General features: G+C 71.1%; 26 protein-coding genes and 1 tRNA gene. 8 read left to right on the top strand and 19 right to left on the bottom strand.

Annotation, left to right across the window (positions count from 1 at the left end):
• Positions 1-60: 60 nt before the first annotated feature.
• The 9 genes from ACFY5A_RS09410 to ACFY5A_RS09370 all read right to left on the bottom strand — a co-directional run bounded on the left by ACFY5A_RS09410 (position 61) and on the right by ACFY5A_RS09370 (position 5,743).
• Complete coding sequence (locus ACFY5A_RS09410; RefSeq protein WP_387233441.1) at positions 61-852, bottom strand: inositol monophosphatase family protein; 792 nt, start codon at positions 850-852, stop codon at positions 61-63.
• Positions 849-1,886 carry a hypothetical protein gene (locus ACFY5A_RS09405; protein ID WP_387233438.1) on the bottom strand — a complete coding sequence of 346 codons (1,038 nt, stop codon included), beginning with the start codon at positions 1,884-1,886 and terminating at the stop codon, positions 849-851. The genes ACFY5A_RS09410 and ACFY5A_RS09405 overlap by 4 nt, the downstream gene beginning before the upstream one ends.
• Before the next feature lie 70 nt (positions 1,887-1,956).
• Positions 1,957-2,754: an enoyl-CoA hydratase/isomerase family protein gene (locus tag ACFY5A_RS09400; protein ID WP_387233435.1), complete on the bottom strand. Its 798-nt coding sequence runs from the start codon at positions 2,752-2,754 to the stop codon at positions 1,957-1,959.
• A 46-nt stretch (positions 2,755-2,800) separates the two neighbouring features.
• Positions 2,801-3,292: an FBP domain-containing protein gene (locus ACFY5A_RS09395; protein ID WP_387233432.1), complete on the bottom strand. Its 492-nt coding sequence runs from the start codon at positions 3,290-3,292 to the stop codon at positions 2,801-2,803.
• 22 nt (positions 3,293-3,314) lie between these two features.
• Positions 3,315-3,740 carry a hypothetical protein gene (locus tag ACFY5A_RS09390; protein ID WP_146114250.1) on the bottom strand — a complete coding sequence of 142 codons (426 nt, stop codon included), beginning with the start codon at positions 3,738-3,740 and terminating at the stop codon, positions 3,315-3,317.
• Positions 3,741-3,917: 177 nt separating this feature from the next.
• Positions 3,918-4,355, bottom strand: a complete 438-nt coding sequence (locus tag ACFY5A_RS09385) for a hypothetical protein (protein ID WP_341940068.1) — start codon at positions 4,353-4,355, stop codon at positions 3,918-3,920.
• 41 nt (positions 4,356-4,396) lie between these two features.
• Positions 4,397-4,555 (bottom strand): hypothetical protein, encoded by a 159-nt coding sequence (locus ACFY5A_RS09380; protein WP_387233428.1) that lies wholly within the window; start codon positions 4,553-4,555, stop codon positions 4,397-4,399.
• A complete protein-coding gene (locus tag ACFY5A_RS09375) occupies positions 4,552-5,190 on the bottom strand; it encodes a hypothetical protein (protein WP_387233426.1) in 639 nt (212 codons plus the stop codon). Before ACFY5A_RS09375 ends, ACFY5A_RS09380 begins: the two co-directional genes overlap by 4 nt.
• A gap of 100 nt (positions 5,191-5,290) precedes the next feature.
• Entirely contained in the window at positions 5,291-5,743 is a 453-nt protein-coding gene (locus ACFY5A_RS09370; RefSeq protein ID WP_341940071.1) for a hypothetical protein, read from the bottom strand.
• A 133-nt stretch (positions 5,744-5,876) separates the two neighbouring features.
• On the opposite strand from ACFY5A_RS09370, the gene ACFY5A_RS09365 reads away from it, so the two are divergent.
• The gene (locus tag ACFY5A_RS09365; protein ID WP_341940072.1) at positions 5,877-6,488 is read left to right on the top strand and encodes an HD domain-containing protein; all 612 of its coding nucleotides are present in this window, start codon (positions 5,877-5,879) and stop codon (positions 6,486-6,488) included.
• Here the strand turns inward: ACFY5A_RS09365 and ACFY5A_RS09360 are convergent.
• The 7 genes from ACFY5A_RS09360 to amiA form a co-directional block, all read right to left on the bottom strand.
• Positions 6,475-8,106: an ATP-binding cassette domain-containing protein gene (locus ACFY5A_RS09360; RefSeq protein ID WP_387233422.1), complete on the bottom strand. Its 1,632-nt coding sequence runs from the start codon at positions 8,104-8,106 to the stop codon at positions 6,475-6,477. The two genes, ACFY5A_RS09365 and ACFY5A_RS09360, sit on opposite strands and share 14 nt — an antisense overlap.
• A complete protein-coding gene (locus ACFY5A_RS09355; protein ID WP_387233419.1) occupies positions 8,103-9,740 on the bottom strand; it encodes an ATP-binding cassette domain-containing protein in 1,638 nt (545 codons plus the stop codon). Before ACFY5A_RS09355 ends, ACFY5A_RS09360 begins: the two co-directional genes overlap by 4 nt.
• Entirely contained in the window at positions 9,737-10,750 is a 1,014-nt protein-coding gene (locus ACFY5A_RS09350; protein ID WP_387233416.1) for a hypothetical protein, read from the bottom strand. Before ACFY5A_RS09350 ends, ACFY5A_RS09355 begins: the two co-directional genes overlap by 4 nt.
• 17 nt (positions 10,751-10,767) lie before the next feature.
• Entirely contained in the window at positions 10,768-12,168 is a 1,401-nt protein-coding gene (locus tag ACFY5A_RS09345) for a YcaO-like family protein (protein WP_387233413.1), read from the bottom strand.
• Positions 12,165-13,142, bottom strand: a complete 978-nt coding sequence (locus ACFY5A_RS09340; RefSeq protein ID WP_387233410.1) for a CocE/NonD family hydrolase — start codon at positions 13,140-13,142, stop codon at positions 12,165-12,167. Before ACFY5A_RS09340 ends, ACFY5A_RS09345 begins: the two co-directional genes overlap by 4 nt.
• The gene (locus ACFY5A_RS09335; RefSeq protein ID WP_341940078.1) at positions 13,139-13,939 is read right to left on the bottom strand and encodes a hypothetical protein; all 801 of its coding nucleotides are present in this window, start codon (positions 13,937-13,939) and stop codon (positions 13,139-13,141) included. The genes ACFY5A_RS09340 and ACFY5A_RS09335 overlap by 4 nt, the downstream gene beginning before the upstream one ends.
• Before the next feature lie 85 nt (positions 13,940-14,024).
• Entirely contained in the window at positions 14,025-14,123 is a 99-nt protein-coding gene (gene amiA / locus ACFY5A_RS09330) for a streptamidine family RiPP (RefSeq protein ID WP_254408313.1), read from the bottom strand.
• A 116-nt stretch (positions 14,124-14,239) separates the two neighbouring features.
• Here amiA and ACFY5A_RS09325 point away from each other — a divergent pair, with 116 nt between their 5' ends.
• The 5 genes from ACFY5A_RS09325 to ACFY5A_RS09305 are packed head-to-tail and all read left to right on the top strand — an operon-like array spanning position 14,240 to position 20,120.
• A complete protein-coding gene (locus ACFY5A_RS09325; protein ID WP_387233407.1) occupies positions 14,240-15,445 on the top strand; it encodes a hypothetical protein in 1,206 nt (401 codons plus the stop codon).
• Complete coding sequence (locus ACFY5A_RS09320; RefSeq protein WP_387233404.1) at positions 15,442-17,151, top strand: prolyl oligopeptidase family serine peptidase; 1,710 nt, start codon at positions 15,442-15,444, stop codon at positions 17,149-17,151. The genes ACFY5A_RS09325 and ACFY5A_RS09320 overlap by 4 nt, the downstream gene beginning before the upstream one ends.
• Positions 17,148-18,278 carry an iron ABC transporter permease gene (locus ACFY5A_RS09315; protein ID WP_341940081.1) on the top strand — a complete coding sequence of 377 codons (1,131 nt, stop codon included), beginning with the start codon at positions 17,148-17,150 and terminating at the stop codon, positions 18,276-18,278. The genes ACFY5A_RS09320 and ACFY5A_RS09315 overlap by 4 nt, the downstream gene beginning before the upstream one ends.
• A complete protein-coding gene (locus tag ACFY5A_RS09310) occupies positions 18,275-19,054 on the top strand; it encodes an ABC transporter ATP-binding protein (protein WP_387233400.1) in 780 nt (259 codons plus the stop codon). The genes ACFY5A_RS09315 and ACFY5A_RS09310 overlap by 4 nt, the downstream gene beginning before the upstream one ends.
• Positions 19,055-19,091: 37 nt before the next feature.
• Positions 19,092-20,120, top strand: coding sequence for an ABC transporter substrate-binding protein (locus tag ACFY5A_RS09305; RefSeq protein WP_387233397.1), 1,029 nt, complete (start codon positions 19,092-19,094; stop codon positions 20,118-20,120).
• 79 nt (positions 20,121-20,199) lie between these two features.
• On the opposite strand, the gene ACFY5A_RS09300 is transcribed toward ACFY5A_RS09305, so the two are convergent.
• Complete coding sequence (locus ACFY5A_RS09300) at positions 20,200-21,876, bottom strand: hypothetical protein (protein ID WP_341940084.1); 1,677 nt, start codon at positions 21,874-21,876, stop codon at positions 20,200-20,202.
• 226 nt (positions 21,877-22,102) lie between these two features.
• Here ACFY5A_RS09300 and ACFY5A_RS09295 point away from each other — a divergent pair, with 226 nt between their 5' ends.
• Positions 22,103-22,960, top strand: a complete 858-nt coding sequence (locus ACFY5A_RS09295) for a M23 family metallopeptidase (protein ID WP_341940085.1) — start codon at positions 22,103-22,105, stop codon at positions 22,958-22,960.
• A gap of 186 nt (positions 22,961-23,146) precedes the next feature.
• Here the strand turns inward: ACFY5A_RS09295 and ACFY5A_RS09290 are convergent.
• Together ACFY5A_RS09290 and ACFY5A_RS09285 are read right to left on the bottom strand one after the other, a co-directional pair.
• Positions 23,147-23,231 (bottom strand) — tRNA-Tyr (locus ACFY5A_RS09290).
• A gap of 119 nt (positions 23,232-23,350) precedes the next feature.
• Positions 23,351-24,268: a PfkB family carbohydrate kinase gene (locus ACFY5A_RS09285; RefSeq protein WP_387233394.1), complete on the bottom strand. Its 918-nt coding sequence runs from the start codon at positions 24,266-24,268 to the stop codon at positions 23,351-23,353.
• A gap of 83 nt (positions 24,269-24,351) precedes the next feature.
• Between ACFY5A_RS09285 and ACFY5A_RS09280 the strand changes: the two genes are divergently transcribed.
• Positions 24,352-24,948 carry a hypothetical protein gene (locus tag ACFY5A_RS09280; RefSeq protein WP_387233391.1) on the top strand — a complete coding sequence of 199 codons (597 nt, stop codon included), beginning with the start codon at positions 24,352-24,354 and terminating at the stop codon, positions 24,946-24,948.
• The last annotated feature ends 237 nt before the right edge of the window (positions 24,949-25,185 follow it).

The following is a 25,185-nucleotide window of genomic DNA, read 5'->3' as shown; positions in this document are numbered from 1 at the left end:
CGACGAAGGTAACGATCGGATAAACAGTACCCTGAGCCGCCTGAGAAAGCCATGAGTTCGTCATGAATCCTCCAGAAGGGCCAGGAGCCGGGCGTGCACGTCGATGCCGCCCGCGACGATCATCGGACGCGCCGACTCCACGTCGAGACGCGTGACCGCGCCGCCGGCCTCCTCGACGATCAGGGCCCCGGCAGCGAAGTCCCAGGGCTTGAGGCCCCGTTCGAAGTAGCCGTCGAGACGCCCCGCGGCGACGTACGAGAGATCGAGGGCCGCCGACCCTGCACGGCGGAGGTCGCGCGCCATGGTCATCACGCGGCGCACCGTGGCCAGGTCGCCGTCGTGCGTCGAGGGGTCGTAGCCGAACCCGGTCGCCAGCAGCGCCCCCGCGGGGGTCTCCGTCGTGACGGACAGACGCCGCTCCCCCAGCCACGCACCGCCGCCCCGACTCGCGGTGAACAGCTCTCCGACCGCGGGCGCGAAGACGGCCGCGGCGAGAGCGTCCCAGTCCTGCGGGTCGGCGCTTCCGCGCACGGCGGCGATGCTCACGCAGTACGCGGGGATGCCGTAGGCGTAGTTCACGGTGCCGTCGATCGGATCGACGACCCAGGTGATGCCGGTCACACCGGGATCGGCATCCGACTCCTCCCCGAGGAAGCCGTCGCCGGGGCGGGCCTCGCGGAGTCGGGTGCGGATGAGCTCCTCGACCTCGCGATCGGCGTCGGTGACGATGTCGGCCAGGCTGCTCTTGGTGGCCGCGAGATGCACGCCCTCGTCTCGGCGACGACGTGCGAGCTCGCCGGCTTCGCGAGCGATCTCCGCGGCGAGATCGACGAGTTCGAGGTCGGCGCTCACTGCGGCGGCAGCGGCGGCGCGGGCGGGAACGCCGTGGCGTTGGGAGCCGGCGGCGATTCCGGAGCGGCCGGCGCCGGAGGAGCGGCCTGCACCGGAGGAGCCGTGGGCGCGGGAGGACCCGCGGGAGCCGGTGGCGTCGCAGGGACCTGGGGTGCCGCCTGCGGAGCCGAGAAGTCCGGGATGGCGGGAAGCTGCGGCGCCGCGTACTGCGCGGCCGGAGCGGCGAGCTGCGGCTGCTGCGCGGAGGGGTGACCGGTGTAGTAGGCGTTCCAGTCGGGGGTGCCGTCTGGAAGCACGGGCAACGGCGTGGCCCCGTCGGCGTAGGTGGGCCAGGCGGGTGCCACCGATGCGTATGCGTGTGCGACGACGGGCTTCTTCGGCGCGAACAGCGCGTTCAGCAACGGGATCAGGGTGGTGCCGACCGCGGTGAGGATGGTCAGCGCCACGAGGATGCGACCGTACAGGTCGCCGAACTCGAAGTTGTGCGTGAACGTGAGGAAGAAGACGAGCATCCCCACGAGGCCGACCAGGAACACGATCGTCGCGATGTAGATCACGCGGGTGAACGACGTGACGTAGCGGTTGGCGGCCGGAGTGAACAGTCGCACATGCAACAGCGCGAGCTGCAGGATGCCGACGACGAGCAGCAGCTGGAAGAAGCGCTCCCCGCCGCTGAACACCTGGCCGTCTTCAGGGAGCCAGATCTTGAACGCGCCGACGATGAGGGCCACGATCCACGTGACCATGCTCGCGAGAGCGAGCCAGTCGGGGCGGTTCGGCGCCAGTCCCGCCTCCAGGATCGCGATGCCCGCGAAGCCCGCGAGCAGCAGGATCGTGAGGAACGCGCGCCCGATCAGGCCGTCCTGATCGCCGATCAGCACCCAGACCACGCACACCAGTGCGGCGGCGATGAGCGCGCCGATGGCGATCCAGATCGACCCCCTGATCAGAAGGGACATGTTCTTCTTCGGTTCGGCCTGCACGGACTCCGGCTGCGACATGACGGTCCTCTCGACGAGCGGCGGTGTGTTCATCCTCGCATGCGGGGTCGCGGATGCCGCGAGCATCCGTGGCCCTGTGGAAACATCAGGTCACCGATCCGCGTCAGACGGCCTTCTTCGTCGACGCCGCAGCGAAGGCCGCGATGCGCGCCTGGGCGTCGGGCGTCTCCATCGCCGCGCCGATCGAGCGCGCCTCCTCGCTCAGCTGCTCGACGAACGTGCGCTCGGGCTGAGAGCGGACGAGGCGCTTCGCCTGGCCGTAGGCCGCGGCGGCGCCGGCGAGCCAGAACCGCGCGACCTCCTCCGCCCTGGCGCGAACCAGGTCGGCCTCGGCGGCGGCATCCGCCCCATCGACGGCCTCGGCGACGAGACCCCACTCGACGGCCTCCTGCGACGTGAGGAGGCGATCCTGCAGCACGAGCTGCAGCGCTCGCCGCTGGCCGATCGCGCGAGCGAGCTGCGCGGAGACCGAGAGATCGGGGGTCAGTCCGATGTTGGCGTAGAGGCTGCCCAGCTTGGAGCGCGCGCCGACGACCGCATAGTCGGAGCAGAGCAGGATGCCGAGTCCTCCACCAGCCGTGGTGCCGTGCGCTGCGGCGACGACGGGAACGGCTGATCCGGTGAGCGACCGGATGCCCGCGTTGATGACCTCGGCGAGCGCGGTGATGTCGTCGCCGGACCCCATCGTCATCGACATCTCGATCACGTCCCCGCCCGCGCAGAAGGCGGGGCCGGCCGCATCCAGGAGGATCGCTCTGACGTCATCACGGCTCGTGACCTCTGCCGTCGCGTCACGCCAGGCGTAGGCGAGTTCGGCGTTGAAGGCGTTCAACCGCGACGGACGGTTCAGCGTGAGCCGAGCCAGCCCCTCATCGACGGACAACAGGATGGCATCGCTCATGGCGTCTCCTTCGAGCACAGGACGGATGCCTCCAGGGTAATCGCGATCAGGACCGCTCCCACACCCGCGCGACGAAGGCCTCCATGCGGCGACGGGTGCCGTCGAGGCGGTAGTCGACCTGCCCCGGTGCCCGCACCTCGTTCGGCGCGAGCGGAGGAGCCAGCCGGACGCTCTCGTGACAGGAGAGATCGGCGCAGATGTAGGTGCCGACCGAATCGCCCCGCTCGCCCGCGTCGCCCGCACGCCGAGCGGAGAACATCGCGACCTGGTTGCCCGGCTGCATCGTGTGGCAGATGTTGCACATCCCGGAGCGTGCGCGCCCCGGCTCGGAGACGCGCAGCACGACGCCCCTGATCTGGCCCTCGTGCTGGATCAGCACGTACCCGCGCTTACCGGCGCTCGGGTCGCGCCAGGCGAAGAAGTCGAGGTAGTCCCAGTCGACGAGCACGAAATCGTGCGGAATCTCCATGACCCGCAGCTCGTCGGCATCCGCATTGACGAACGAGGAGCGGACTTCTGCCTCGGTGAGCGCTCGCATCGCACCAGTCTAGGCAGAGCGCTCAGAGCCGGATGCCGTCGATCTCCGACTGCCGGAGAGCGCGCAGCAGCTCTCGCGGAGGGTGCTCGGAGTCGGGCAGCGCGGAGATCTGCATGATCGCCGCGACACCGGCGACGGTCGGCCGGACGCGGCCATCCTCCCGGCGCGCCAGACTCTGGGAGATCAGCGTCTCGAGCCTGCGAGCCTTCCGCGTGGAGGGGAAGGGACCGCCGATCGGCTCGTTCTCGAGGAACTCCTTCTCTGTGAGCGGCTCTGCGGTCGCCAGTTCGTGCTCGACCAGAGCGGAGAGCGTGAGACGCAGCGCATCGGAGAGCTCGGCCCCGCGCAGCTCACCGCGCAGGAGCTCGTCGTCGATGCTCACATCGAGGGCGGCACGGCGACGCAGCGGCGCCGCCCCGCTCTGCGGGAGCGGGGTGGTTTCGGGCACGCCAGGTAGGCGCCGGTCGTCGGCGTTCATACTTGCAAGACGCGCGAGAACGCGTTCCATTACGCGGAATCGATCGGAGAGTCCTCGGACGGCACCGGATCCACGCGCAGATCACGCACCGATTCGCGCGTGCTGAGCGGCATCGAACCCGCCCACAGGCGGAGGAGCTGCGCGCCGTTACTGCGTGAGGATGCGGGGCGCGGAGTCTTCGAAGCCGCTCTTGAGCACGACCGTGGTCCACGGCACCGGCGCGTCCGCGAAGATCGGCTCGAGGATCTCCCACATCCGCTCGGCGTCTCCCCCGGTGAAGTAGAGCGCGTACTCGCCGTCTCCGACGTCGTTGCCGTCGATCGCGCCGGCCTCGGCGGCGGCGAGCGCCTCATCGGCGGCGAGCTCCGTGGCGAGCATCTTGTCCATGAGGTCGAGGTCGAACCGCTCGTCGCGGCTCTCGAACTTCACGACGACCCAGCCTTCACCCGCCGTCTCGGACTCCACAGCCGGTGCACCGGCATCCTGCGCTTCGCCAGCCTGCGACACGTTCGCCGAGCAGCCGGTCGTGAGCAGCAGCAGGACACCCGCGGCGAGCGCCGCCGACCAGAACCGTGAGGCAGACATGCGCCCGATGCTAGCGGGTGGCTCGCCGCTCCCCGGGGCTGCTATCGCCAGGCGGCGCGCACGACCTCGGCTGCCTCCTCGGCATCCACCTCGGGGATGCACTGGTGATCGAGTGCCATCGACCACTGCATCGCGTCCGGCAGCGCAGCGAATGAGACACGGACGCTGCTCGTGAACGGGCCGAACCTGCCGCGGCTCATGATGCTTCCATGTCTGCGATGGTCTTCTGCACGGCGAGCGGCACTCGCCGCGCGCGGCCGGCGATCCCGCGCAGCTCGTCAGCGTCGACACGCACCCGCAGATTGGCCGCCGCCTCGCGAGCGACATCAGGGGCACCGCCCTGCATCGGTCGCGCCAGCACGTCGTAGAGGGCCTGCGCGGGAGTGGTGATGAGCGCCTCACCGAGGGGCGTGCGCTCCAGCACCAGATCGAGGGCGTCGAGATCCCGAGGAATGAGATGCACGGTCCCTCCGGTGGTGAGGGTGACGGGCGGCCGTCCGGCCACAGGTACCGCGATGGTCGTCGTACCGATGGCCCGAGGTATCGCCCCCCAGAATCGAGCGGCTCCCAGCCCCATGAGAGCCACACGTCGCTGACCGAACCGCGCCGTCGCCAGAGCCAGCCCCGCCGCTTCCAGGGGCGGCTTCCAACGACGTCCGTCGGCTCCGTCCGGTGGGGCCGTGTAGACCCCCTGGGCGATCTTGAGGACGACGCCCTCGTCTTCCAGCCGGGCCAGATCCCGGGGGGCGTTCGTGGAGGTCTGCGCGACGTCCTTCCATCGAACCGTTCGCATCGGGGCGCGCTCCACCACGCGCGCAAGCGTGATCGGCTTCATCAGAACCTCCTAGCTAAGACCCACAGTACAGAAAGTGTACTTTCAGTCTCAACTATCTGGTTCTATATACGGCGATCCGCTCAGGCGATCGCCAGCCGGGTCAGCGACGCTGACGGGCGAGCTCGGCCTGACGGAGGACGCGCAGAAGCTCGCGCGGCAGACGCGGCCCCTCCAGCGACGACGGCCGCAGCACCGCGGAGATGCCGGCGACCGTGGCGTGCAGGCCGCGGCCCTCACGACGGACGAGGTTCATGCCAGCGAGAGCATCGAGCCGGCGACGGTAGCGCCCCGCTCCGAACAGGCGGCGCGTGCGCACGGTGGCGAGCAGCTCGGCCTCGGTGAGCGGCTCCTCCTGCTTGAGCTCGTGCTCGACGACCAGCACCAGCGCCGAACGCAACGGCTCCTCGAGAGTGGCCCCGCGCAGGTCTCCGCGCACGATCTCCTCGTCGATGCTCAGGTCGAGCATCGCCCGTCGCTGCAGGCGAGTCCCGACCGCGGTGAAGGCGGCATCCGACTCAGGATCACGGAACAGGCGCGGCTCGATGATGCTCATACCGATGAGATGCAGACAGGGGCCGTTTCATTACGCGAATCCGATCGATCTCATGCCGGACCCGGCATGTAGGCGGGGAGCGCCGACCGCGCGGCTACACTGGGCGCACGCGATCGCGACCCACCGGAGAATCATGCGCCTCACCGACTTCACGCCACCGGACACCGCGGCCGCACGAGGCGCGCTGGCTCTGCTCGACGATTTCCACACGCCGGCGATCGCGAACCATGTGGTGCGATCGTGGCTCTGGGCCGAGGCCTTCGCGATCGTCGAGGGCCGCACCGACGTCGATCACGAGCTGCTCTACACCGCTGCGATCCTCCACGACATCGGCCTGGTGCCCGCCTACGACAACCACGCTCTCGGCTACGAGGAGGCCGGCGGCTTCGTCGGCGAAGCCCTCACCGCGGGGGCCGGGTGGTCGCCCGACCGGCGCCGGCGAGTGAACGAGGTCATCGTCCGCCACAACTGGCCCGAAGTCGACCCCGACGAGGATGTCGAGGGCTACCTGCTGGAGATCGCGACCGGCCTCGACATCTCGGGTCGACGCGACGAGGAGATACCCCTCGACTTCCGCCGCGAGGTGCTCAACGCCTACCCGCGGCTCACACTCGCCGAGGAGTTCGGCACGTGTGTGCTCGACCAGTCGGCGCGGAAGCCCCGCAGCGCCGCGCGGCGTCTCGTCGATGGCGGCCTCATCCGCAAGCTGGCGGAGAATCCGCTCGAGAGCGTCAGCCGACTCTGACGACGCGAGCGAAGGCCCCCAGGGTCTCCTTTCGGTGCGATGCCGCGATGACCGTGCCGGGGAACGCTCCGAGCACGTCGGAGATGATGCGCTCCGACTCGGCGTCCAGGCTCGCCGTGATCTCATCGACGATGAGGATGCGGGGCTCCCGGCACAGCGCCCGCGCCAGCGCCAGCCGGGCCCGCTGACCTCCGGAGAGGCGCACTCCGTGCTCTCCGAGTTCGTCGTCGAGGGCGATCCAGTCGTCGGCGCCGACCCTCGCGAGGGCGTCCTGCAGCTCGTCGTCGCTGCGGACGCCGTCGCCGCGCTGCAGGTTCTCGCGCACGGTGCCGTGGAAGAGCCTGGCGTCCTGCTCCACGACGGCGACGACGCGTCGGAGGTCGGCATCGCGGACACGGCCCAGCGGATACGTCGCCCCCGAGTCGTCGGTGAGCGCGACCGCGCCGGCATCGGGATCCCACAGACGAGCCGCGAGGGCGATGACCGTGCTCTTGCCCGCGCCCGACGGGCCCGCCAGCCCGACGTGCTCGCCCGGTGCGACGTCGAGAGACCAGTCGTGCACCACCTCGGACCGATCGTCGTAGGAGAACGAGACCCTGCCGAACCGCACACCCAGCGGTCCGTCCGGCAGGAGGATCGGATCGTCGACCGGCGCGACGACCGGCGGACGACGGAGTCCGGCGCCCACGCGGTCGGCGCTCGCGATCAGCGGATGCAGCTCCGACACGGTGCGCGCGGCATCCGCGACCGCGGCGACCCCCGCGACGGCCAGCGCGACGAGCGCGGGGAGCAGCGCCGCCTGGGCGTCGTCCGTGCCGCGCTGCACGAGAGCCACCGCGATCACACCGATCACGACGACGGCCAGGATCAGCTCGCGCGTCCCGTCGACGAGGTGCGAGATGGCCTCCCGGCGACGGCTGATGCGCGCCGACCGCCGCGTTCCCGCGACCGCCTCCCGCACGACGCGGTCCTGCAGACCGTAAGCGAGGATCTCTCGCAGCGCGCCGAGCGCGTCCACCAGCCGCTCGGACTGCGTCTCTCGTTCCCGCTGCTCCTGAGCCCCGACGCGACGCGCGGGACCCGCTCCCGCCCAGGCCGTGAGCGCGACGGCGAGGGCTCCGCCGAGCATCACGAGCCCCACCGCCGGCATCACCGCGACGGCGCACACCAGCGCCCCGACGAACAGGGTGAGCGCCGCGCCGATCTGCGCGACCGTGTGCGCGTAGAAGAACTCCAGCTTCTCGATGTCGGTCAGCGCCACGGATGCCGCGCGCCCTGAGTGCTCCCTGCGGCGGCCGGGCACGCTGCGCGAGTAGGCGTCGAACAGCGCCATCCGGAGTCGAGCGAGGACCCGATACGCGAGGGCGTGCGAGACATCCATCTCCCGCCAGGTGAGGACCGTGCGCACGAGCACGAGAGCGCCGAGAGCGATCCACCACGCCGCAGGCGGCCAGGATCCGTGCACCACCGCCCCGCCGACACCCAGGGCGGTGAGCACGCCGATCGCCGCGAGGGCGCACAGGCTCGCCGTGGCGATCGCGTAGCTGCCGAGGATCCTCCGCCATTCCGGCCGCAGGGGCGGGAGCAGGCGGGCGAGCACGGCGACGGCGGAGGTCACGACGCCTCCCTCACGAGCATCCCGTCGCGCAGGACGCGCACATCGGCGACCCGCGCGAGGGCCTCGGGGCGGTGGCTGATCATGAGCACGATCCTCTCTGCGGCGACACGCTCCAGCGTCTCCGCGACGGTCAGGGCGCTGCGGTCGTCGAGGGCGCTGGTCGGCTCGTCGACGAGGAGCACGGGGCGGCGCGCGAGCAGCGCCCTCGCGAGGGCGAGCCGCTGCCTCTGCCCGCCGGAGAGGCTCGTCCCCGCCTCCGCCACCATCGCGTCGAACCCCTCGGGGATCGCTCTGATCTCGTCGAGCACGCCGGCGGCTGCGCAGGCCCGTTCGAGCGCTTCCTGCCCCGCACCGAACAGATCGACGTTCTCTCTGATGGTTCCCGCGAACAGGACGGGTCGCTGCGAGACCACGGCGACGTCGGAGGCGCGGAGCGGACGTCCGTCGAGCTCCACCGTGCCCGATGACGCCGGGAGGAACCCGAGGACCACGTCGAACAGCGTGGACTTGCCCGCACCGGAGGGCCCGGCGATCGCGTGCACCTCCCCCCGCTCGGCACGGAGGTCGACGCCCCGGAGGACGTCGGCGGCGGCGCCGGGGTAGCGATACGAGAGCCCCGTGATGCGCAGCACCTCCCCCGCGGGTGCCGCGGGGTGGGCCGCGACGGGCGACGGCTCGACGTCGGCGCGTCGGAACGCCCCCAGCGCGACCAGCCCCGGCACGGCCGTGAGCCCGAGGAACCCCGCATGCCAGTGCCGCGAGAGCTCGCGCACCGGGCGGAACGCCTCCGAGGAGAGCAGGAGCAGCGCGTAGACCTCGACGGCAGGGGGCTGCCCCGTCATCACGGAGACGACGGCGAGACCGGCCGCGACGACCACCCCGGCCTGCACGGCGAGATCGGTGATGGCCGTCTCCGCGAGAGACGACCGCATGACCCGCTCGGTGGCGAGGCGGAGGGCTTCGGATCTCGCATCCAGTCGGGAGCGCGTCGCGGGCACGTCGCCCAGGGCACGCAGCGTCGACATGCCGCGGAGCGATTCGAGCAGGTCTCCGCTGAGCGCTTCGTAGCTGTCCCAGTGCGCGAATCCGCGCCGCGCGAGCATCCTCTTCCAGAGCAGCGGACCGAGCACGGCGAGCAGGATGCCGAGTGACACGCACAGCGCGGCCAGGGGCGAGAGTATCCCGACCAGTGCGACGGCGATCACGCTGCCGACGGCGAGCTGCACCACGGCGGGGATGTACTTCGACACGTAGGCGTCGGTCCCGTCGATCCCGTCGCCGATGGTGAGCTGGGTGGACCCGTCCCGGAGCGCCGCGTCGTGCAGGCGCGACGGCACGAGCACCGCCCTGACGGCGGCATCCCGCAGATCCTCCCTGACCCGCGCACCGAGTCGCGCGGCGACGTCGCCCTGAGCGAGCGTGAGCAGCACCCGGGTCGCGCCGATCGCGACGATCGCGCCGATGCCGGCCAGCGCCCCTGCCACGTCCGCACGCACGAACGCCGCGAGCGCCCAGGCGAGGGAGAGCGCCTGCAGGAGGTGCGTGGCGAAAACCAGGAGCAGGAGCACGACGCTCCCGCCGAGCAGCCACGGATGCCGTCGCGCTTCGCGCCACAGCGGGGGGACGATCATCATCGTGGACCTCCAGGGGTGTCGAGGAGGGCGACGGCGTGGAGGATCCAGCGGTCGCCGGTCGAGGGGAAACCGGAGACGGGACGGGCGCCCGCGTCCCCGGAGAGCAAGGCCTCGTAGCAGAGGCGTGCGGCGGAGAGGTGAGACTCCCAGAGCGCGGCGGCGACGGCATCCGGAGCGGCATCCACCGACACCGACCAGGAGGAGATCGCCGATGCGCCGCGCACCCACGCCTGCCCCGCGGCGCGCGCGATGCGCTCCGCGTCGGGCCGAGGCGCCGGTCCGATGCGTGCGGAGAACTCCTCGATCGATGGTGAACGGCGGCCGGCGAGCGCCGCGCGGCGGGCGGGGAGCGACGCCGGGTCATCGGCGATCTCGACGGAGGCGAGAGGGATCTCCGGCGCCAGCCCGAGCGCGAGCCACGCCTCCGCGTCGGCTGCCCGCGGAACCCCAAGCATCCCGCGCAGGCGGTCGGACGGGCCGAGCTCGACCCGTCCGGCCTGCACGCCCAGCAGGAACTGCACGGCAGCGAGCGCGTAGGCGGCATCCGCGATCCACAGGGGCCAGGCCCGGTGACGATAGCGCCCGAACGATCGGCCCGGCTGCACGGTGAACACCAGCCTCGTTCCCGCGGTGACCCGCTCCGACGCGGGCCACCCGGAGGCGCCCTCCGCTTCGGCATCCCGCCGGAGGACGACACCCCGCTCGTGGTCGAACACGCGCCTCGCACCCGTCCCGTCGATCACGTGCGTCTGCACCGGATAGCAGGCCCCTGCCGAGGGAACGGGGCGGCGGGGTATGCGGGTCGGCGTGCCGTCCGCTGCCCGATGGAGGGGCCCGGGGCGCCACAGGTCGTCGAGGAGATCCCGCACGCTCCGTGACGGCTCGACGACGACGGCGCGCGCGGCGGCCCAGTCGTTCACCCTCGGTCCGGGCGGAAGCGGACCCGCCGGCGCGCGCGACGACATCGCCTCGGCGAGCGGACCGAGGATGCCGCGGCCCACCTGTCTCATGACACTCACCGCGGCCCTCACATGTGCGGGGCCGGGAGGAGCGTGAAGTCCTCCGGTCCCCCGGTCCAGGTCGTGCGCCAGCCGCGCTCCTCCGCGGCGGCCCTGAACCGCGGCATCCCGAGGTAGGAGAACGCGGCGGGGGCGTTGGGCACGAGCCCCGTGACGATCGAGCGCACCACCCGCAGGTGCGTGCGCCGTACGTCGGAGGTGGTGAGGTCGCGCGTGAGCACCCGATGCCCCCGCTCGCGCAGCCGCCGATAGACCTCGTCCATCGTCACCGCAGACATCGCGTTCAACGGGCGCACTCCCTGCACGGGCGCCTGGAACCGGCGCGCCTCGCCGTGCACGGCGGGATCGAGCCACACCTGCACGTGCGCGCCGAGATCGATCACGTTCTCGTACTGCGGGCCCGCCGCGGTCGTGTAGTCCGCGTCGGGGCGGTGGTCGAGCGTGAGGCCCTTCGCCATCAGCCCCTCGGCGACAGCGCGGAACACCCACCCGTCGGCCGAGGTGCAGCCCTGCGTGTAGATCCACGTGTGCACGGCCTCCAGCACCGCCTTGCGTGCGGCGCGCTCCGGCTCGAGGGCTGCGGAGAACCCGGCCGCGTACAGGCCGCGCTCCTCGTCGTGCACGAGCGCACCGATCGCGGGGGCGAACTCCGACGGCATCGCGACGAGCCACACGCGCAGACTGCTGCCCCGCAGGTCGTCGAGCAGACCGGGGACGGTGGCGGGGTCGATGCCGAACGCGGGGCCGTCGAGGTGCCACCAGACCTCCAGCGCATCGCGCTCCACGACCTCGAGCACTCCCCTGTCGCGCGCGTCGTCGACCCCGTCGCCGGTGGCGATCCCGGCGTAGTTCAGGTGGTGCGTCCGGGGCAGCGTGCGGAACCGGGACTGCCGCCAGTTCAGGTGCACGAGGGCGTCCGGCACCCAGACGGATCCGCCGCCGAGCTCGTCGCACCTCGCCCACAGCGTCGGAGTCTCGGGGAGCAGCCGCTGATACGGGAACCCCGGCCGATCGAGCTGCCAGTCGGCGAACCGGGGCAGCGCGGACTCGTCGAGGACCGCCTCTCCCTGCGCTCGCAGCTCCTGCGCCGTGGTGACGCGCAGCTCGCCGGGTGGAAGGACATCCGGCAGCCAGTTGCCGCAGTACCGCTCGACGCCCTCGCCGATGGCGGCGATGCGCGCCTGAGCGCGGTCTCCGAAGGACGTGCCGAGTGAGACGCGGTCGGCCGGCCACTCGCCGAGGATGCGCGCGTCGGCGATGGATGCCGTGAGCGCGAGGTACCGGTCCGGTGCACCGGACGGATGCGGGACCTCCCGCACGGAGCGGATGATCCCGGTCTCCTGGTCGACCAGGGCCTCGGCCGTCAGGGTGGGTCGCCCGGGGGTGCGGTGCAGGGTGTCGCTGGTCATGCTGTCCTCTCGTGTCGCCAACGACCGGCGTCGGCGTCGAAGGCGGATCGGGTGCGGCGGGCTCGATGCCCGTCGGATACGGCGGGAGCGGGAGACGCCGAGGGCAGGCCGTTCTCGGCCAGCCAGTCGTCGAGCACGACGCCGATCCCCCCGGCGCTGTGCAGCCGGGATCGCACGTCGTCATCGACGATGTCGTCGGCCAGCCGATGCCCCCACGGGCCGTCGACCACACGGATGCGGGCGCTCCAGGCGTCGGCGAGTCGACCGGCGTCGGCGAAGAAGAAGTCGTGGTCGCCGCGGATGAGGAGCAGGGGCGCCCGGATCGCACCGTAGGCGCGAGCCAGGTCGACCGGAGGGGCGGACCAGAGGCGCCGCCATCCCGACAGGACGTCGTGCGTCCACCCCCATTCCTCGGCGGCGCGATGCACGCCCACCTCTCTCGCCCTCTTCACGCGCGCGGCGAGCTCCTCGGCGGCGAGCGGCGGCAGAGACCGGGATCCGCGCCCGTGCTGGTGCCACCACCCGATGCGGTGGAGGAGCTGCGGCTCTCCGTGTTCATCCCACGCGGTCTCGGCGAGGCCGAGGGCGGGGACGAGGAGCACCAGCGCGTCGACGTCGACGACCCTGGCCGCTTCGAGCGCGGTGTGCGCGGCGTATGAACCGCCTGACAGCACGACGGGGAGCCCCGGCTCGCCGCTTCTGATCGCCTCGACGACGGCTCGGCCGTCGCCGCGTTCGGCGAGATAGGGGTGCCAGTCCCCCTCGGAGGAGTGGCGGCCGCGGACGTCGTGGATGACGCAGCGGTAGCCCCGCCGCGTCCAGGCCTTCGCGGTGGCGCCGTGCCGCCAGGCGCCGTACGGCGTGCGGATGAGCGCCGTTCCCCTCGGCTCCTCCGGCTCCCAGACCCATCCGCGCAGGAGCACGCCGTCGGGGGCGACGACGTCGTGCCTGCGGGCATCGCGCGGCGGCGTCATCGGATCACGCGCTCAGGCGCCGCGGGATACGCGAGCACCGTGTGCTCGGTGACGGCGCCGAGCGCGGGCACCAGCTTCCACAGGGTCGTGCGCAGCCGGTCGAGCGAGGGGCCGTCCTGCGCCCACGCGGCCGCGATCTGCAGCAGTCGCCCCAGCACGAGCACCCGCGTGGCGTCATCGACGGGTGCACTCGCCGGCGGCGCCGCCCGGTGCCAGGCCTCGGTCGCGGTCGGCGCGCTGCTCGCCGCCGCGCGTCTTGTGGCGACCTGCACGGAGGTGGGGTCGTCGCCGTCGAGGGCGAGAGGTTCGATGAGGACGCATTCGCCGTCGCGGTGCGCGCGGAGCCAGGCCACGCCGCGCCGCGGCAGCTGGTCGTGACGGAGCCACCGCCGGCGACCCCGCGCGTCGTCGGCGTACGCGATCACGAGGGCCGCGTCCTGCGGGGGCTCCTCCTCGGCGCCGAGACGGGTGACCGCCGCTCCCCACGCGGCGAGGGCGCCGCCGAGGTCGTCCAGGATCGGGTCGGAGCCGAGGAGGCAGACGGCACGACGCGCGGTCGGCCAGCGACGGCTGGCATCTTCAGCTTCCCGCGTCTGCACCTCTCCGGTCAGTCGATGGAGGTAGTCCGCGGCTTCTCCGTCGGGTGCGCTCTCGATGGCGGCGACCAGTCCGTCGGGCGGCGCGTCGAGAAGCGTGAGGCGCCCGGTGCGCAGCCTGACCCGGTGTCGGCCGTCGGCGCCCGAGACGAGGTGCGCCCCGGTGCCGGGGAGCGGATGGATGCGGAGTTCGGCGGTCATGGATCCTCTCGAGGGTGGGCCCGGCCGGGCGAGGGCGCCCGGCCGGGGTTGAGTGCGCTCGGAAGCGCGGCGGAAGGATCCGCGGTCAGTCGAAGGGGTTCTCGACCAGTGCGTTCGAGTGCGTCGCCGACAGGTGCGCCAGCTGCTCGGACTCTTCGATCTCTGCGAGGATCTGCTTTTCCATTTCGTGCTCCTTCTGTGAGGTGGTCCACTCCGCGATCTGCGGGGCGGGGTTCACGGTGTGTGAACACTGACGACCCTAAATGATAATGATTCTCAATATCTACTAGGCTGACCCCCATGTCCTCTTCGCTCCCCCTCCTCGCCGCTGATCACCGGGCCGGAATCGTCTACGAGATCCAGAACGGCTCTCGGCGTGTCGTCGTCGCCGGCGCCTGGCTCGCCGAGCACGCGGGTTTCCTCCGCCTCCCCGCCGAAGCATCGGGACGGTGGGTCTTCGCGGACGATCGCGGAGGCGCCCTCGTCGTCGGAGGCGCCGGGGAGGTCCGCCGCATCCCGATCGCCATCCCCGCCGAGCACCTCGCCTGCGACGCGTCGGGTCGGCACGTCGTGGTCACATCGGGCCTGGGGATGAACGAGGCAGCCTGGAGCGACCTCGTCTCGGTCGTCGACCTCGCGGCCGGATCCTCTGCGCGATTCCGCGTCCGCACCGGCGAGCCGGGCGTCGTCATCGCGCCGGACCAGGCATCGGGCGACTCGATGATCGTGCTCCGCCACCGCGAGCCCGGCGCCGTCGAGGCGCTGCCGCTGGCCTCGGCGCTCGACGTGGGGCCGCACGCGCCGGTGCTCCGTGGTGCGCTCCTCGACGACCTCGCACCCGACGGTCACGGCGATGTCGTCGACCCCGTGTCCGGTGTCGTCGGCGTCGCGACCGGCCGCGGCCTCGAACGCTTCATCGTCGAGCGCGGGGCGCCCCGGGCGATCGGCATCATCCGCTGGCCCGTCGAAGGTCGCGCGTTCTACCTGCGCCTCGCCGGCGACACCGGGCGCGTCACGGGCATCGTGCGCGGTGGGCCGGCGTCGCCAGGAGCGTGGCCTGAATGGACCAACACCTTCGTCGAGATCGACCTCGCATCCGGAGCATCCACGGCGGTCGCCCTTCCGCCGGGGCTCGCGTTCCGGTTCGCCCTCGCCGCGGGTGCCGCCGCCGTCGCCGTCATCCACCCCGACGGCGACGCGCTGGTCGTGATCGATCGGGAGCAGGCACGCATCTCCCGGATCGTCCCGCTCCCCCCGATGACGCACCCGCCACAGGCCGGACGGATGCCGTGGGACGGCGTCGACGGACAGGCGGCGCAACGCCGATCGATCGCGATCGATCCGCTGACCGGCGCCATCGCGGTCACCAGCGGCGGCGACGGCATGATCCACCTGATCGACGATCACGAGATCACCACGATCGCGGTCCCCACCCCGCTCGACGAGGGCGGTCACCTCCTGTGGGCGGGCGGCGACGACCGCGTGAACGATCTGGTCGGCCGATGAGCGCACACCGTGCGGTGCTCGACGCCGCCCTGTCCCGCGCCGAGCACCACGGTCGGCCGGGGCTCCCCATCGGAGGCTTCGTGCTGGGCCGCCGAGACGGCAGCCCTCGACGCGGCATCCATCGGCTCGACGGCACCCCGGTGATCGAGCCAGACGGCCACGTGCAGCGGATCCACCCCTCGCCCGACGGCCGCCTCATCGCCGTCGAGTGGGCTCCCTCCGCCGACGAGAACGCCGTCCTCGGCATCGTGGACGCGTCCTCCGGCACGATGCATCCGCACCCCGGCATCCGTCTCCGCTACGACACCGTGCTGTGGGCGCCGGACTCGCGCTCCCTCGACGTCGTCGCGAGCCGGGACGACGCTCTCGTCACCCTCGACGTCGAGACCGGTGCGGTGCAGTCGACCGCCCTCGCCCCCTGGGCGCGCGTGCGGCTCTTCCCCGGAGGCACGAGCGGCCTGCTCGCCCGCAGCCTCGCCGGGGGCACGACGCTCAGCGACCGCGCCACGGAGACGACTCTGGGCCGATGGCCGGCGCTGCGGCGCGCATCGCCGCTCGCCGACGCGGTGCTGGTCCAACACGACGGAGGGCTCGACGCCCTGGGTCTCGACGGAACCGCGCTCTGGCGCTGGAGCGATCCGCTGGTGCAGATCATCGACGCCACGGTGCACGGCGACCGGGTCGTCGTGCTCGCGGTTGCTCGGGGGCGCAGCGTGCTCATCGACCTCCACGACGGCGTCGAGGTCGGTCGCACGGAGGCCGCATCGTCAGCCGCCGGCACCCTCACCGCCACGGAGATCGGCGTCGACGACGGCGTGCTGCGCCTCTCGGTCGAGGGCCCTCTCACCCCGCCGCGGATCGTGGAGCGGATGCCGCAGGGCCGCACGAGCCTCCCCGCTGTCGCCGCCCTGCCCGGGACCACCACCCGGTACGACCTCCCCGCCGACGACGGCGAGACCCTGTCGGTCCACGTCACCGCTCCGGCGGGCGCGGAGGGCCCGCTGCCGCTGCTCCTCACCTGCTACGGCGGCTTCGGCGTCCCCCATCTCCCGGTCTACGAGCCCACCATCTCCGCCTGGATCGCGCACGGAGGCGCGTATGCGACGGCGCAGCTCCGCGGCGGTGGCGAGCGCGGAGAGGCCTGGCGCAACGCGGGCCGCGGTGTCCGCAAGACGCGAACGATCGCCGACCTCGCCGACGTCGCGCGCGGTCTCATCCGCAGCGGTGTCACCCGCCCCGATCTGCTCGTCCTCGTCGGAGCCTCGCTGGGCGGTGTCGTCGCGGCCGCGTGTGCGCTGCGGCATCCCGACCTGTGCGCAGGATTCGCGACCACGGCTGCTCCGCTCGATCTGCTCGCCCTCGACGAGCATCCGTTCGGGTCGCGCTGGCGAACGGAGTTCGGCGACGACGGCACCGCGGAGGCCCGCGAGCGGCTCCGGGTGCTCTCGCCCCTCGCCCGAGCCGAGGGGCTGCAGATCGGCGCGACGGTTCCGGCGTACCTGGGGATCGTGCTCGGACAGGACACGAGAGTCCTCGCCCGCGACACACATCGGATGACCGCAGCGCTGCGATGCGCGGGCGGATCCGCCCGGACCTGGACGGCGGCGGATGCCGGGCACGGGGCGAACGAGCAGACCGTGCTGCACGAGCTGGGCCTCGCCGTGCTCGAGTTCGCCGCCGACGTCACGACAGGAGACGCACGATGACCGCATCCCCCGGCACCACGATGGAGAGCGCCGGTCGGCGCACCCCGTCCTCCCGCCCTGAGCCGAGACGGCGTCGTCGCGGTCGGACCCTCCCCGTCGGTGCGACGGTGACGACGACCGCCCTGCTCTCCCTGCTCGTCCTCGTGCTCTCCGCGGCCGTCGGCCCCGTCTCCGTCTCCCCCGCCGACGCCGCGAAGATCGTGATCGGCCATCTCCTCCCCGGCATGCCGTGGATGACCGACGGCACGCTCACACCGTTGCAGGATCAGGCGGTGTGGCAGTTCCGGCTGCCGCGCTCGCTCCTCGCCGGGCTCTCGGGCGCTGGGCTCGCCCTCGCCGGGGCGATGATGCAGGCGGTGGTGCGCAACCCCCTCGCCGAGCCGTACATCCTCGGCGTCTCCTCCGGGGCGAGCGTCGGCGCCGTGCTGGTGATCGTCTCCGGCGGTGCCACCTTCCTCGGCCTCACGATGAGCGGAGCGGCCTTCGTGGGTGCGGTCGTCGCGTGCGTGCTCGTCGCCGCCCTCGCCCGCATCCGCGGAGAGCTGTCGCCGACGAGGATGATCCTCGCGGGCGTCGCGCTCGGCTCGCTGCTGAGCGCCGTGACGAGCTACCTCACGCTGACCACCGACGCCCAGAACGTCGTCAGCGTCATGTTCTTCCTCCTCGGCAGCGTCTCCGCCGCCGACATGTCGTCGCTCGCGATCCCCGCCGCCGCCCTCGCCGTCGCCGTCATCGCGGCGCTCGGACTGTCGCGGTCGATGAACGCGCTTCTCGCGGGCGACGAGTCGGCCCTGGCCGTCGGCGTGCGCACCACACGGGTGCGCGGACTGCTGCTGATCTTCGCGTCGCTCCTGACCGGCGCGATCGTCGCGGTGAGCGGGGGCATCGGCTTCGTCGGTCTCGTCGTGCCGCACATGGCCCGCCTCCTGGTCGGATCCGACCATCGTCGGATGCTCCCGGTCACGATCCTCGGCGGCGCGCTGTTCCTCATGGTGGCCGACCTGCTCGCCCGCACGGTGGCGGCGCCGACGGAGATCCCCCTCGGCATCCTCACCGCGTTCGTCGGAGCGCCCTTCTTCCTCTGGCTGATGCGGAGCGGCGGCGAGCGGGCGGGGTTCGACCGATGACCGTCCTCTTCGACGACGTCAGCGTGGTGCGCGGCGGTCGCACGGTGCTCCACGAGATCGACCTCGAGGTCGGCACCGGACGCATCGTGGGGCTCCTCGGTCCGAACGGCAGCGGCAAGTCGACCCTTCTGCGCACCCTGTTCAGCGGACGGCGTCCGCACCGCGGGCGGGTCGAGATCGACGGCGCCGACGTCTCGCTCATGGCCCCTCGCGCGCTCGCCCGCACCGTGTCGGTCATGCTGCAGGATTCACCCTCCGAGTTCGATCTGACCGTGCGGGAGACCGTCCTCGTCGGACGCTCACCGCACCGGCCGCCGTTCAGCCGCGACACTCCTGACGACCTGCGCATCGTCGACGACGCCCTCCGCACGGCCGACGTGCACGAGCTCGGCGACCGCCTCGTGCGCCGGCTCTCCGGAGGCCAGCGCCAGCGGGTCATGCTCGCGCGCGCGCTCGCTCAGAGCGGCGAGATCCTCGTGCTGGACGAGCCGACCAACCACCTCGACATCGCGCACCAGCTCGACCTCATGCGCGTCGTCAGCGGGCTCGGCACGACGGTCATCGCCGCGCTCCACGACCTCAACATCGCCGCGGCGTTCTGCGACGACGTCGCGGTGCTCGACGAGGGAAGGATCGTGGCCTTCGGCCCTCCGGATGCCGTGCTCACCCCCGCCCTGGTCGACGAGGTGTTCCACGTCACCGCGCGCATCGCCGTCGAGGTCGACACCGGCGCCAGGGCGATGACCTTCCATCCCCGCGGGTCCAGCGACCGCTGAGCCCCGCACCCGACCCCCTCAGAAGGAGAAGAAGAGAATGACACCCCGAATCCGAAGCATCCGCCTGCTCGCCGCCGTCGCGGTGGGAGCAGGATCCCTCGCCCTCGCCGCCTGCGGCACCGGCGTCACGTCGGGAGCCGCGCCGACCACGTCGACGGATGCCGTCACGATCGAGAACTGCGGCCGCACGGCCGAGATCCCGTCGACGCCCACCGCGGTCGTCGGACTGCACCCGTCGCAGACGGAGCTCCTGCTGCGGCTCGGCCTCGCCGATCGCCTCGTCGGCCAGGCCCAGGCCACGGCGCAGGAGCTGCCCGACGACGTCGCCGGTCTGGCGGCCGATGTGCCCGTCATCGGCGGAGACACCCCGCCGAGCCGCGAGGAGCTCCTCGCCGTCCAGCCCGACTTCGTGTACTCGCCGACCACGTACGAGTTCACCGCCGAACAGGGCTTCGCCAGCATCGAGCAGCTGACCCAGGCCGGCGTCGCCGCCTACACGGCCACCGGAGGATGCTTCGACCGCCGCATGGAGGGCACGGTCGACGACCTCTTCACCGACCTGAAGAACCTCGGCACGATCTTCCACGTCGAGGGTGAGGCCGACGACCTCATCGCCTCGTCCCGGGCCGAGCTCGCCGCGGTGGATGCCGCGATCGACGGCCGCGACCGGCCGCGCGTGGCCCAGGTCTTCGTCGAGGGCACGACCCTGACGGCCATCGGTGCCGGCATCGAGTACGACATCCTGCACCGCGCAGGGGCCGACAACGTGCTCACCCCCGACGACCCCGCGTTCTCGGACTTCTTCGCCGCCGAGATCACGCCGGAGTCGCTCGCCGCCGAGGCCCCCGACGCTCTCGTCTTCGCGGTGTCGGACCCCGCGCACGAGTCGGCTGTCCGCGCGTACCTCACGGCGACCTTCCCCGACATGCCCGCGGTGCGCGACGGACGGCTCATCGCCGTGTCGGCCACGGACCTGTTCCCCGGCACGCTCGGCAACGTCTCCGCGGTCAGGCAGATCGCCGAGGGCCTCTACCCCGACGCGGCCTTCGAGACGCCTGCGTCGTAACGACTCAACCGAGACGCGCCAGTCCCCGCACCCGTCCTCTCGGACAGGTGCGGGGACTGCACTGCGACAGCGCAAGACACTACATCGTGGACCAGCTTCCGAAGGTGCCCCCGGGACCGCTTTGGCAGGTGCCGACGACGGATCCGTTGCTGGCGGCGTACACGCAGTTCACGCCGCCCGAGGTTCGGATTCCGACGGGAACCGTGGAGAGAAGCGCGCCGGCGCCGATCTGGGACCAGGCCGCAGCAGTCGTCGGCGGGCTGAGCACGCTCGTCCCCCAGATGAGATGGTCACCCCCGATGGTGTAGACGGAGTGGTATCCGCCGCCGACGACCGCGAACGGCGTCGCGCCCCCCAGACTCGCAGGGCCAGATCCGAGGTTCAGCCACGCGTGGAAGGAACCGCCCGGAGCGTCCTGGGTCACGCTGGACACTGTCGAGCCAGCGGCCGCGTAGACGGTCACGCGACCCTGATCGTTCACCGCGATCGGCTCGGAGTTGATCTGCGCGCCTCCTGTGCCGACGACACTCCAGGCCGTGAATGCCCCACCCGCGGCAGGTTGCTCAGACGCGTGGACGAACCCGTCGGCGGACGTGGCGAACAACATGAGGCGGTCACCGACCAGATGCACCAGCGCGGGACGTCCGACGAGTGCGGTCGTCGTGGAGCCGATAGGGACCCAGGAGCTGAAAGCACCTCCCGGCCCGCCCTGCGCCGTTCCAGCCACGTAGCGCGAATCCGTCATGGCGTACACGCCGATCGCACCGTTGTCGAACTGAACGGCGACGGGATCGCTGGCGATTCCCGCTCCTCCCGTACCGATGGTCGTCCACGGGGTGAATGATCCTCCGGGCGCGGTTTGGTTCGTGCCGACGACGTACCCTGCCGATGTGCGCGCATAGATCGCGATGACTCCGCTGTCCAGCTGGAGGACGGCTGGCCGCCCCATGAGAGACCCGATCGACCCGCCCAGGGGCTGCCACGCGGAGAAGGGGCTGCCTGCGCTCGCCTGGCTTGTTCCCCAGAGATTCCCGTCCGAACGAATCGCGTACAACGAGATCCTGTCGCTGCCGTCGATGATCGACGAAGGCGCATCGCTCACGGTCGCGGGAGACCCGGGGATGGTCACGCCGGTTCCTCTGTACTCGAAGTGGTTGTGGTTGCAGGAGTCGCTGAACTGCACCCAGTTCTGCGGGACGGACACCGGGGTCGACCGGCAGTTGCTCTGTCCGAGCCCTGCGGGCCCAGGGAGCGCCGTCGTCATCGACTGGATCAGAGCCCTGTCCTGTGAGGTGTTGCCCGTCGCCCCCACACCGTTCACGCGGTCGATGTCCACCGCATGACCCCCGCCGTTGCGCCAGTGATAGCTGCCGGTGCCTGAAGCCGTGAGTTCGCCGGTGCAGTATCGGTTGAGGGATGACACTCGGATGTTGAACCCCCGGTCGACGACGACGGTCTTCAACGCCTGCAGGATCGCCGTGTCGATGTAGCAGTCCCTGCCGGTTGACGGATGCTGTCGCATCACCCCGTTCGCATACGCCTGGACCTGAGCGCTGGTCTCGGCTGTGCCGCTGAATCGTCCGCTCGCGATCAGTTGCTGAGCAAGCACCTGGGCTCCCGCCTGTGTGGACGTGGCCGACGCGCTCGACGTCGGTAGAAGCACCCCCAGAGCGACGGCCAGCGCCGCCACGATACTGAGGAGCCTGCGGAAACGGTCGCGCCGAGAAGAGCCAGGACGCCCATCGAGTGAAGTCATAAGCACACCGTATTGACGAATGGGGGCTGTCCGCTGTCCCCTCTTCGGCCTACAGACAGCTCTGGTTTCGATGACTATCGTGAAGCGTTTGAGGCTCGCTGACCTGATGCGAAAACCGTGTCTGGATTCGGACGAGAACCCTCCAAGCTATCGATCACCGCCGGCTGTGTCTGTAGGTAGAAGAGGGGACAGCGAGCAGCCCGATTCTGCCGATACGGTGTGGCGCATGAGCCCACCTCAACTGGAACCACCTCCTGGATCATCGTTCTTCTCCGCGGCCCCTATGTCTCGGAGAACCCTGCTCGCCGCCACCGGAATCGCAGCCGGAGTCGCGCTGGTCGGGACAGGCGTGCTCCACGGCGAATCAGCAAGCGCCGCGGTGCCGGCCGCCAACGGATACATCTATCCCACCGATCCGTTCCGCATGTCGACCGAAGCGGGCGGCCAGTACCTGGCGCCGCGCGAAGGCACCCGGCGGCATATGGGCATCGACACATGGGGATACCGCGGCATGCCGATACTCGCGATCGCCGGCGGTCAAGTCTCCGGCGGCGACTGGAACTCGACAGGCAGCGACGGCCACGGCTGGGGCCACTACGTTCAGATCAACCACGGCAACGGGGTGACGAGCAGATACGCCCACTTCAATGGCGCGCCCACGGTGAACATGGGCGCAAGCGTCAACCAGGGGCAAGTGATCGGCTACATGGGCAACAGCCAGTACGGACCGACCAGCGGAATGGGCGTGCACCTTCACTTCGAGGTGCTCGTCGGCGGCAGCTTCGTCAACCCGCTCTCCTTCCTCCAGGGCAACTCGATCCCTCCCACCACAGAACCGAACCCATCTCCCGGCATCGACCAGGCCGCAATTCACCGAAGGAACAACAACATGAGCTCGCTCTACTACTCGACGATCAACGGGACCACCGTCTTCGCTCTCGCCGGTGACGGCGTCGGAAATGCCGGCTGGCTGGAAACAACCGACCAGAGCTTCGCAAACCAGCTCGCGGCTCAGCACGGCAATGCCGCGTACCTCACCCCCGGTTCGTTCAACCAGTGGAAGAGCTGGTACCTCGGGCAGTAGTCCTGCCCGAAGCGATCCCGGATGTGCAGGGTGGATCCGCCGCCGGGGAAGAAGATGACGAAGAGAGCGCCCCTCGGTCGTGAGGTGGCGAGTGCGGGACTCCGGTGCTCGCTCCGCCCGCTCCCGAATCCCGCTCCGTTCGATACATGAAAGAAGGGCCCCGCTTCGCGAGGCCCTTCTTTCATGTGGTGGCGAGTGAGGGATTCGAACCCCCGAATGCAGTGCAGTCTGATTTACAGTCAGATCCCTTTGGCCGCTTGGGTAACTCGCCATTGCGCACCCGTCCAACTTCGACAGCCAACCGGGGGCACGAGTGTCAATCATACCGGTCGGAACGTGGGGAGAGAAATCGAGAATCGAGGCAGGTCCCCGGTCGTCCGGGCCGGCGCTTCAGCTCCCATATACGCCGCGGTCGGCGTCGCCCAGCGACTCCGGAGTGCGCAGCAGCCCGCCCTCCATGCGGCAGGTCGCGGCGGCCACGTCCATCGCTCTGCGCAGCAGCGCAGCCCAGTCGGATTCTCCCGCCACGAGACCAGCGGCCACTGCGGCGAGGGTGGCATCGCCCGCCCCCACGGTGTCGACGACCCGACCGGGAAGCGTCGAGATCGGGGCGCTGACGACGCCGGCATCCGACTCGATCACCGCGCCCTGAGACCCCGCCGTCGCGAGCACCGCCCGCGCGCCGAGACCTCGCAGTCTCGCACGCAGCGCATCGAGGTCGTCGTCGTACAGCAGGGCTGCGTCATCCGCCCCGACCTTCACGATCGCGGCGTCGACGGCGACGCGCTCGAATCCGCGCACGAACTCGTCGCGGTCGCTCAGCATGCCCGCCCGGGGATTCGGGTCGACGGCGAGACGCGCGCCCGTGACCGCCTCCACGAACGCGTCGGCCTCCGCCGGCACGTCGAACGGGAAGCAGCTGACCACCACGAGATCGGCCTGGGAGATCGCCTCCCTGGCCTCGTCGGAGTAACGGATGCTGCGCTGCTGCGCCGCATCGTTGAAGACGTACTGCGGCTCGCCCTCGGCCGAGCGGGTGACGATCGCCCGGGAGGACCCGTGCGGTGCGGTGCTCGCGATCAGCCGCACGTCGTGGTCGGCGAGGTACTCGCGGATGTGCGCTCCCGGCTCGTCGTCGCCGACCATCGCGATCAGCGTCGTCGGCACCCCCAACCGGCGCAGCCCCACCGCCACGTTCAACGCGGCCCCTCCGACCAGTTCGCGGACGTTGCCGCCATCGCGGATCTCGTCGATCAGCGCATCGCCGATGACGACGACGCGTCCTTCAGCCGCAGAATCAGTGCTCATCCCGCCGACATTACCGCGCCGTCCTCCGACGCACACGCTGTGTCCCGTATCGCTCCGGCGACTCCTGACGGTACGGTGAGCGCATGAACGCTCGAATCACCGCAGGAGCCGCCGCGCTGCTCCTCATCTCCGTCCTCGCCGGATGCGGCCCCGCGGCGTCCAGCGGCGGCGGTGCGAGCGGCAGCCCGAAGCCGTCTTCCTCTGCAGAGGAGTCCGGAAAGCCGTCGCCCACGGCATCCCCCTCCCCGACCGCGACGACGAAGTCCGTCGCCCTGCCCACCGACTGCCGGGCGATCCTGTCAGACGACGTCCTCGCCCAGCTCGACGGCGTCCCGCTCAACGACGCGGCGTTCGGCCCGTCCGGCGTCGGCTCCAACGGCACCCTCACCTGCATCTGGGCCGACCCGGGCGCCGACACGACGAGCCTGGTCACCACGATCTCCCGCATGAACCGCGGCCCCGCGCTCGACCTGCTCAACGGCCTCGTGACCGACGAGGGCTTCAGCTGCTTCACGCCCGATGACGGCACGCGCTGCGAGAAGACCTGGCCCAACACGCAGTACCCGGTCACCGACGGTCGCACGCTGTTCTGGCGCGACGACGTGCTCATCGACACCCGGTACTCGAACCTCGCCCCCAGCGGCTACACGTCCAGCATCATCGCGAAGCTCTTCGACTGAGTCCCCGCTCGCTCCCGCGCATCGCCCGCTCCCGCGTCGGCCGTTCTCCCGCGCCGCTCGCTCTCGCGCGGCCGATCTGCCCTGAGGAGTCAGAGAAAGCCGGATCGGGGGCACGTGAGGCGACGATTCTCGACCCCTCACGATGCGCGGCGCACGAAGAAGGCCCCGGGCGAATCGCCCGGGGCCTTCTCACTCACTCAACACGTCAGTTGCTTCGCGACTCCGTCGCTCGACAAC

Origin of the sequence: Microbacterium sp. NPDC012755 (assembly GCF_042901325.1) — a bacterium.
GTDB classification, from domain to species: Bacteria; Actinomycetota; Actinomycetes; order Actinomycetales; family Microbacteriaceae; genus Microbacterium; species Microbacterium natoriense.
This window is presented reverse-complemented; position numbering and strand designations above follow the sequence as displayed.

Bases quoted from the DNA above. Each gene is read 5' to 3' on its own strand.
- ACFY5A_RS09305 (WP_387233397.1), top strand. From the start codon at position 19,092: ATGACACCCCGAATCCGAAGCATCCGCCTGCTCGCCGCCGTCGCGGTG.
- ACFY5A_RS09295 (WP_341940085.1), top strand. From the start codon at position 22,103: ATGAGCCCACCTCAACTGGAACCACCTCCTGGATCATCGTTCTTCTCC.
- ACFY5A_RS09395 (WP_387233432.1), bottom strand. From the start codon at position 3,292: ATGCGAGCGCTCACCGAGGCAGAAGTCCGCTCCTCGTTCGTCAATGCG.
- ACFY5A_RS09385 (WP_341940068.1), bottom strand. From the start codon at position 4,355: ATGTCTGCCTCACGGTTCTGGTCGGCGGCGCTCGCCGCGGGTGTCCTG.
- ACFY5A_RS09315 (WP_341940081.1), top strand. From the start codon at position 17,148: ATGACCGCATCCCCCGGCACCACGATGGAGAGCGCCGGTCGGCGCACC.
- ACFY5A_RS09355 (WP_387233419.1), bottom strand. From the start codon at position 9,740: ATGATGATCGTCCCCCCGCTGTGGCGCGAAGCGCGACGGCATCCGTGG.
- ACFY5A_RS09365 (WP_341940072.1), top strand. From the start codon at position 5,877: ATGCGCCTCACCGACTTCACGCCACCGGACACCGCGGCCGCACGAGGC.
- ACFY5A_RS09335 (WP_341940078.1), bottom strand. From the start codon at position 13,939: ATGACCGCCGAACTCCGCATCCATCCGCTCCCCGGCACCGGGGCGCAC.
- ACFY5A_RS09340 (WP_387233410.1), bottom strand. From the start codon at position 13,142: ATGACGCCGCCGCGCGATGCCCGCAGGCACGACGTCGTCGCCCCCGAC.
- ACFY5A_RS09285 (WP_387233394.1), bottom strand. From the start codon at position 24,268: ATGAGCACTGATTCTGCGGCTGAAGGACGCGTCGTCGTCATCGGCGAT.
- ACFY5A_RS09350 (WP_387233416.1), bottom strand. From the start codon at position 10,750: ATGAGACAGGTGGGCCGCGGCATCCTCGGTCCGCTCGCCGAGGCGATG.
- ACFY5A_RS09405 (WP_387233438.1), bottom strand. From the start codon at position 1,886: ATGAACACACCGCCGCTCGTCGAGAGGACCGTCATGTCGCAGCCGGAG.
- ACFY5A_RS09380 (WP_387233428.1), bottom strand. From the start codon at position 4,555: ATGAGCCGCGGCAGGTTCGGCCCGTTCACGAGCAGCGTCCGTGTCTCA.
- ACFY5A_RS09375 (WP_387233426.1), bottom strand. From the start codon at position 5,190: ATGAAGCCGATCACGCTTGCGCGCGTGGTGGAGCGCGCCCCGATGCGA.
- ACFY5A_RS09300 (WP_341940084.1), bottom strand. From the start codon at position 21,876: ATGACTTCACTCGATGGGCGTCCTGGCTCTTCTCGGCGCGACCGTTTC.
- ACFY5A_RS09400 (WP_387233435.1), bottom strand. From the start codon at position 2,754: ATGAGCGATGCCATCCTGTTGTCCGTCGATGAGGGGCTGGCTCGGCTC.
- ACFY5A_RS09320 (WP_387233404.1), top strand. From the start codon at position 15,442: ATGAGCGCACACCGTGCGGTGCTCGACGCCGCCCTGTCCCGCGCCGAG.
- ACFY5A_RS09280 (WP_387233391.1), top strand. From the start codon at position 24,352: ATGAACGCTCGAATCACCGCAGGAGCCGCCGCGCTGCTCCTCATCTCC.
- ACFY5A_RS09370 (WP_341940071.1), bottom strand. From the start codon at position 5,743: ATGAGCATCATCGAGCCGCGCCTGTTCCGTGATCCTGAGTCGGATGCC.
- ACFY5A_RS09310 (WP_387233400.1), top strand. From the start codon at position 18,275: ATGACCGTCCTCTTCGACGACGTCAGCGTGGTGCGCGGCGGTCGCACG.
- ACFY5A_RS09325 (WP_387233407.1), top strand. From the start codon at position 14,240: ATGTCCTCTTCGCTCCCCCTCCTCGCCGCTGATCACCGGGCCGGAATC.
- ACFY5A_RS09345 (WP_387233413.1), bottom strand. From the start codon at position 12,168: ATGACCAGCGACACCCTGCACCGCACCCCCGGGCGACCCACCCTGACG.
- amiA (WP_254408313.1), bottom strand. From the start codon at position 14,123: ATGGAAAAGCAGATCCTCGCAGAGATCGAAGAGTCCGAGCAGCTGGCG.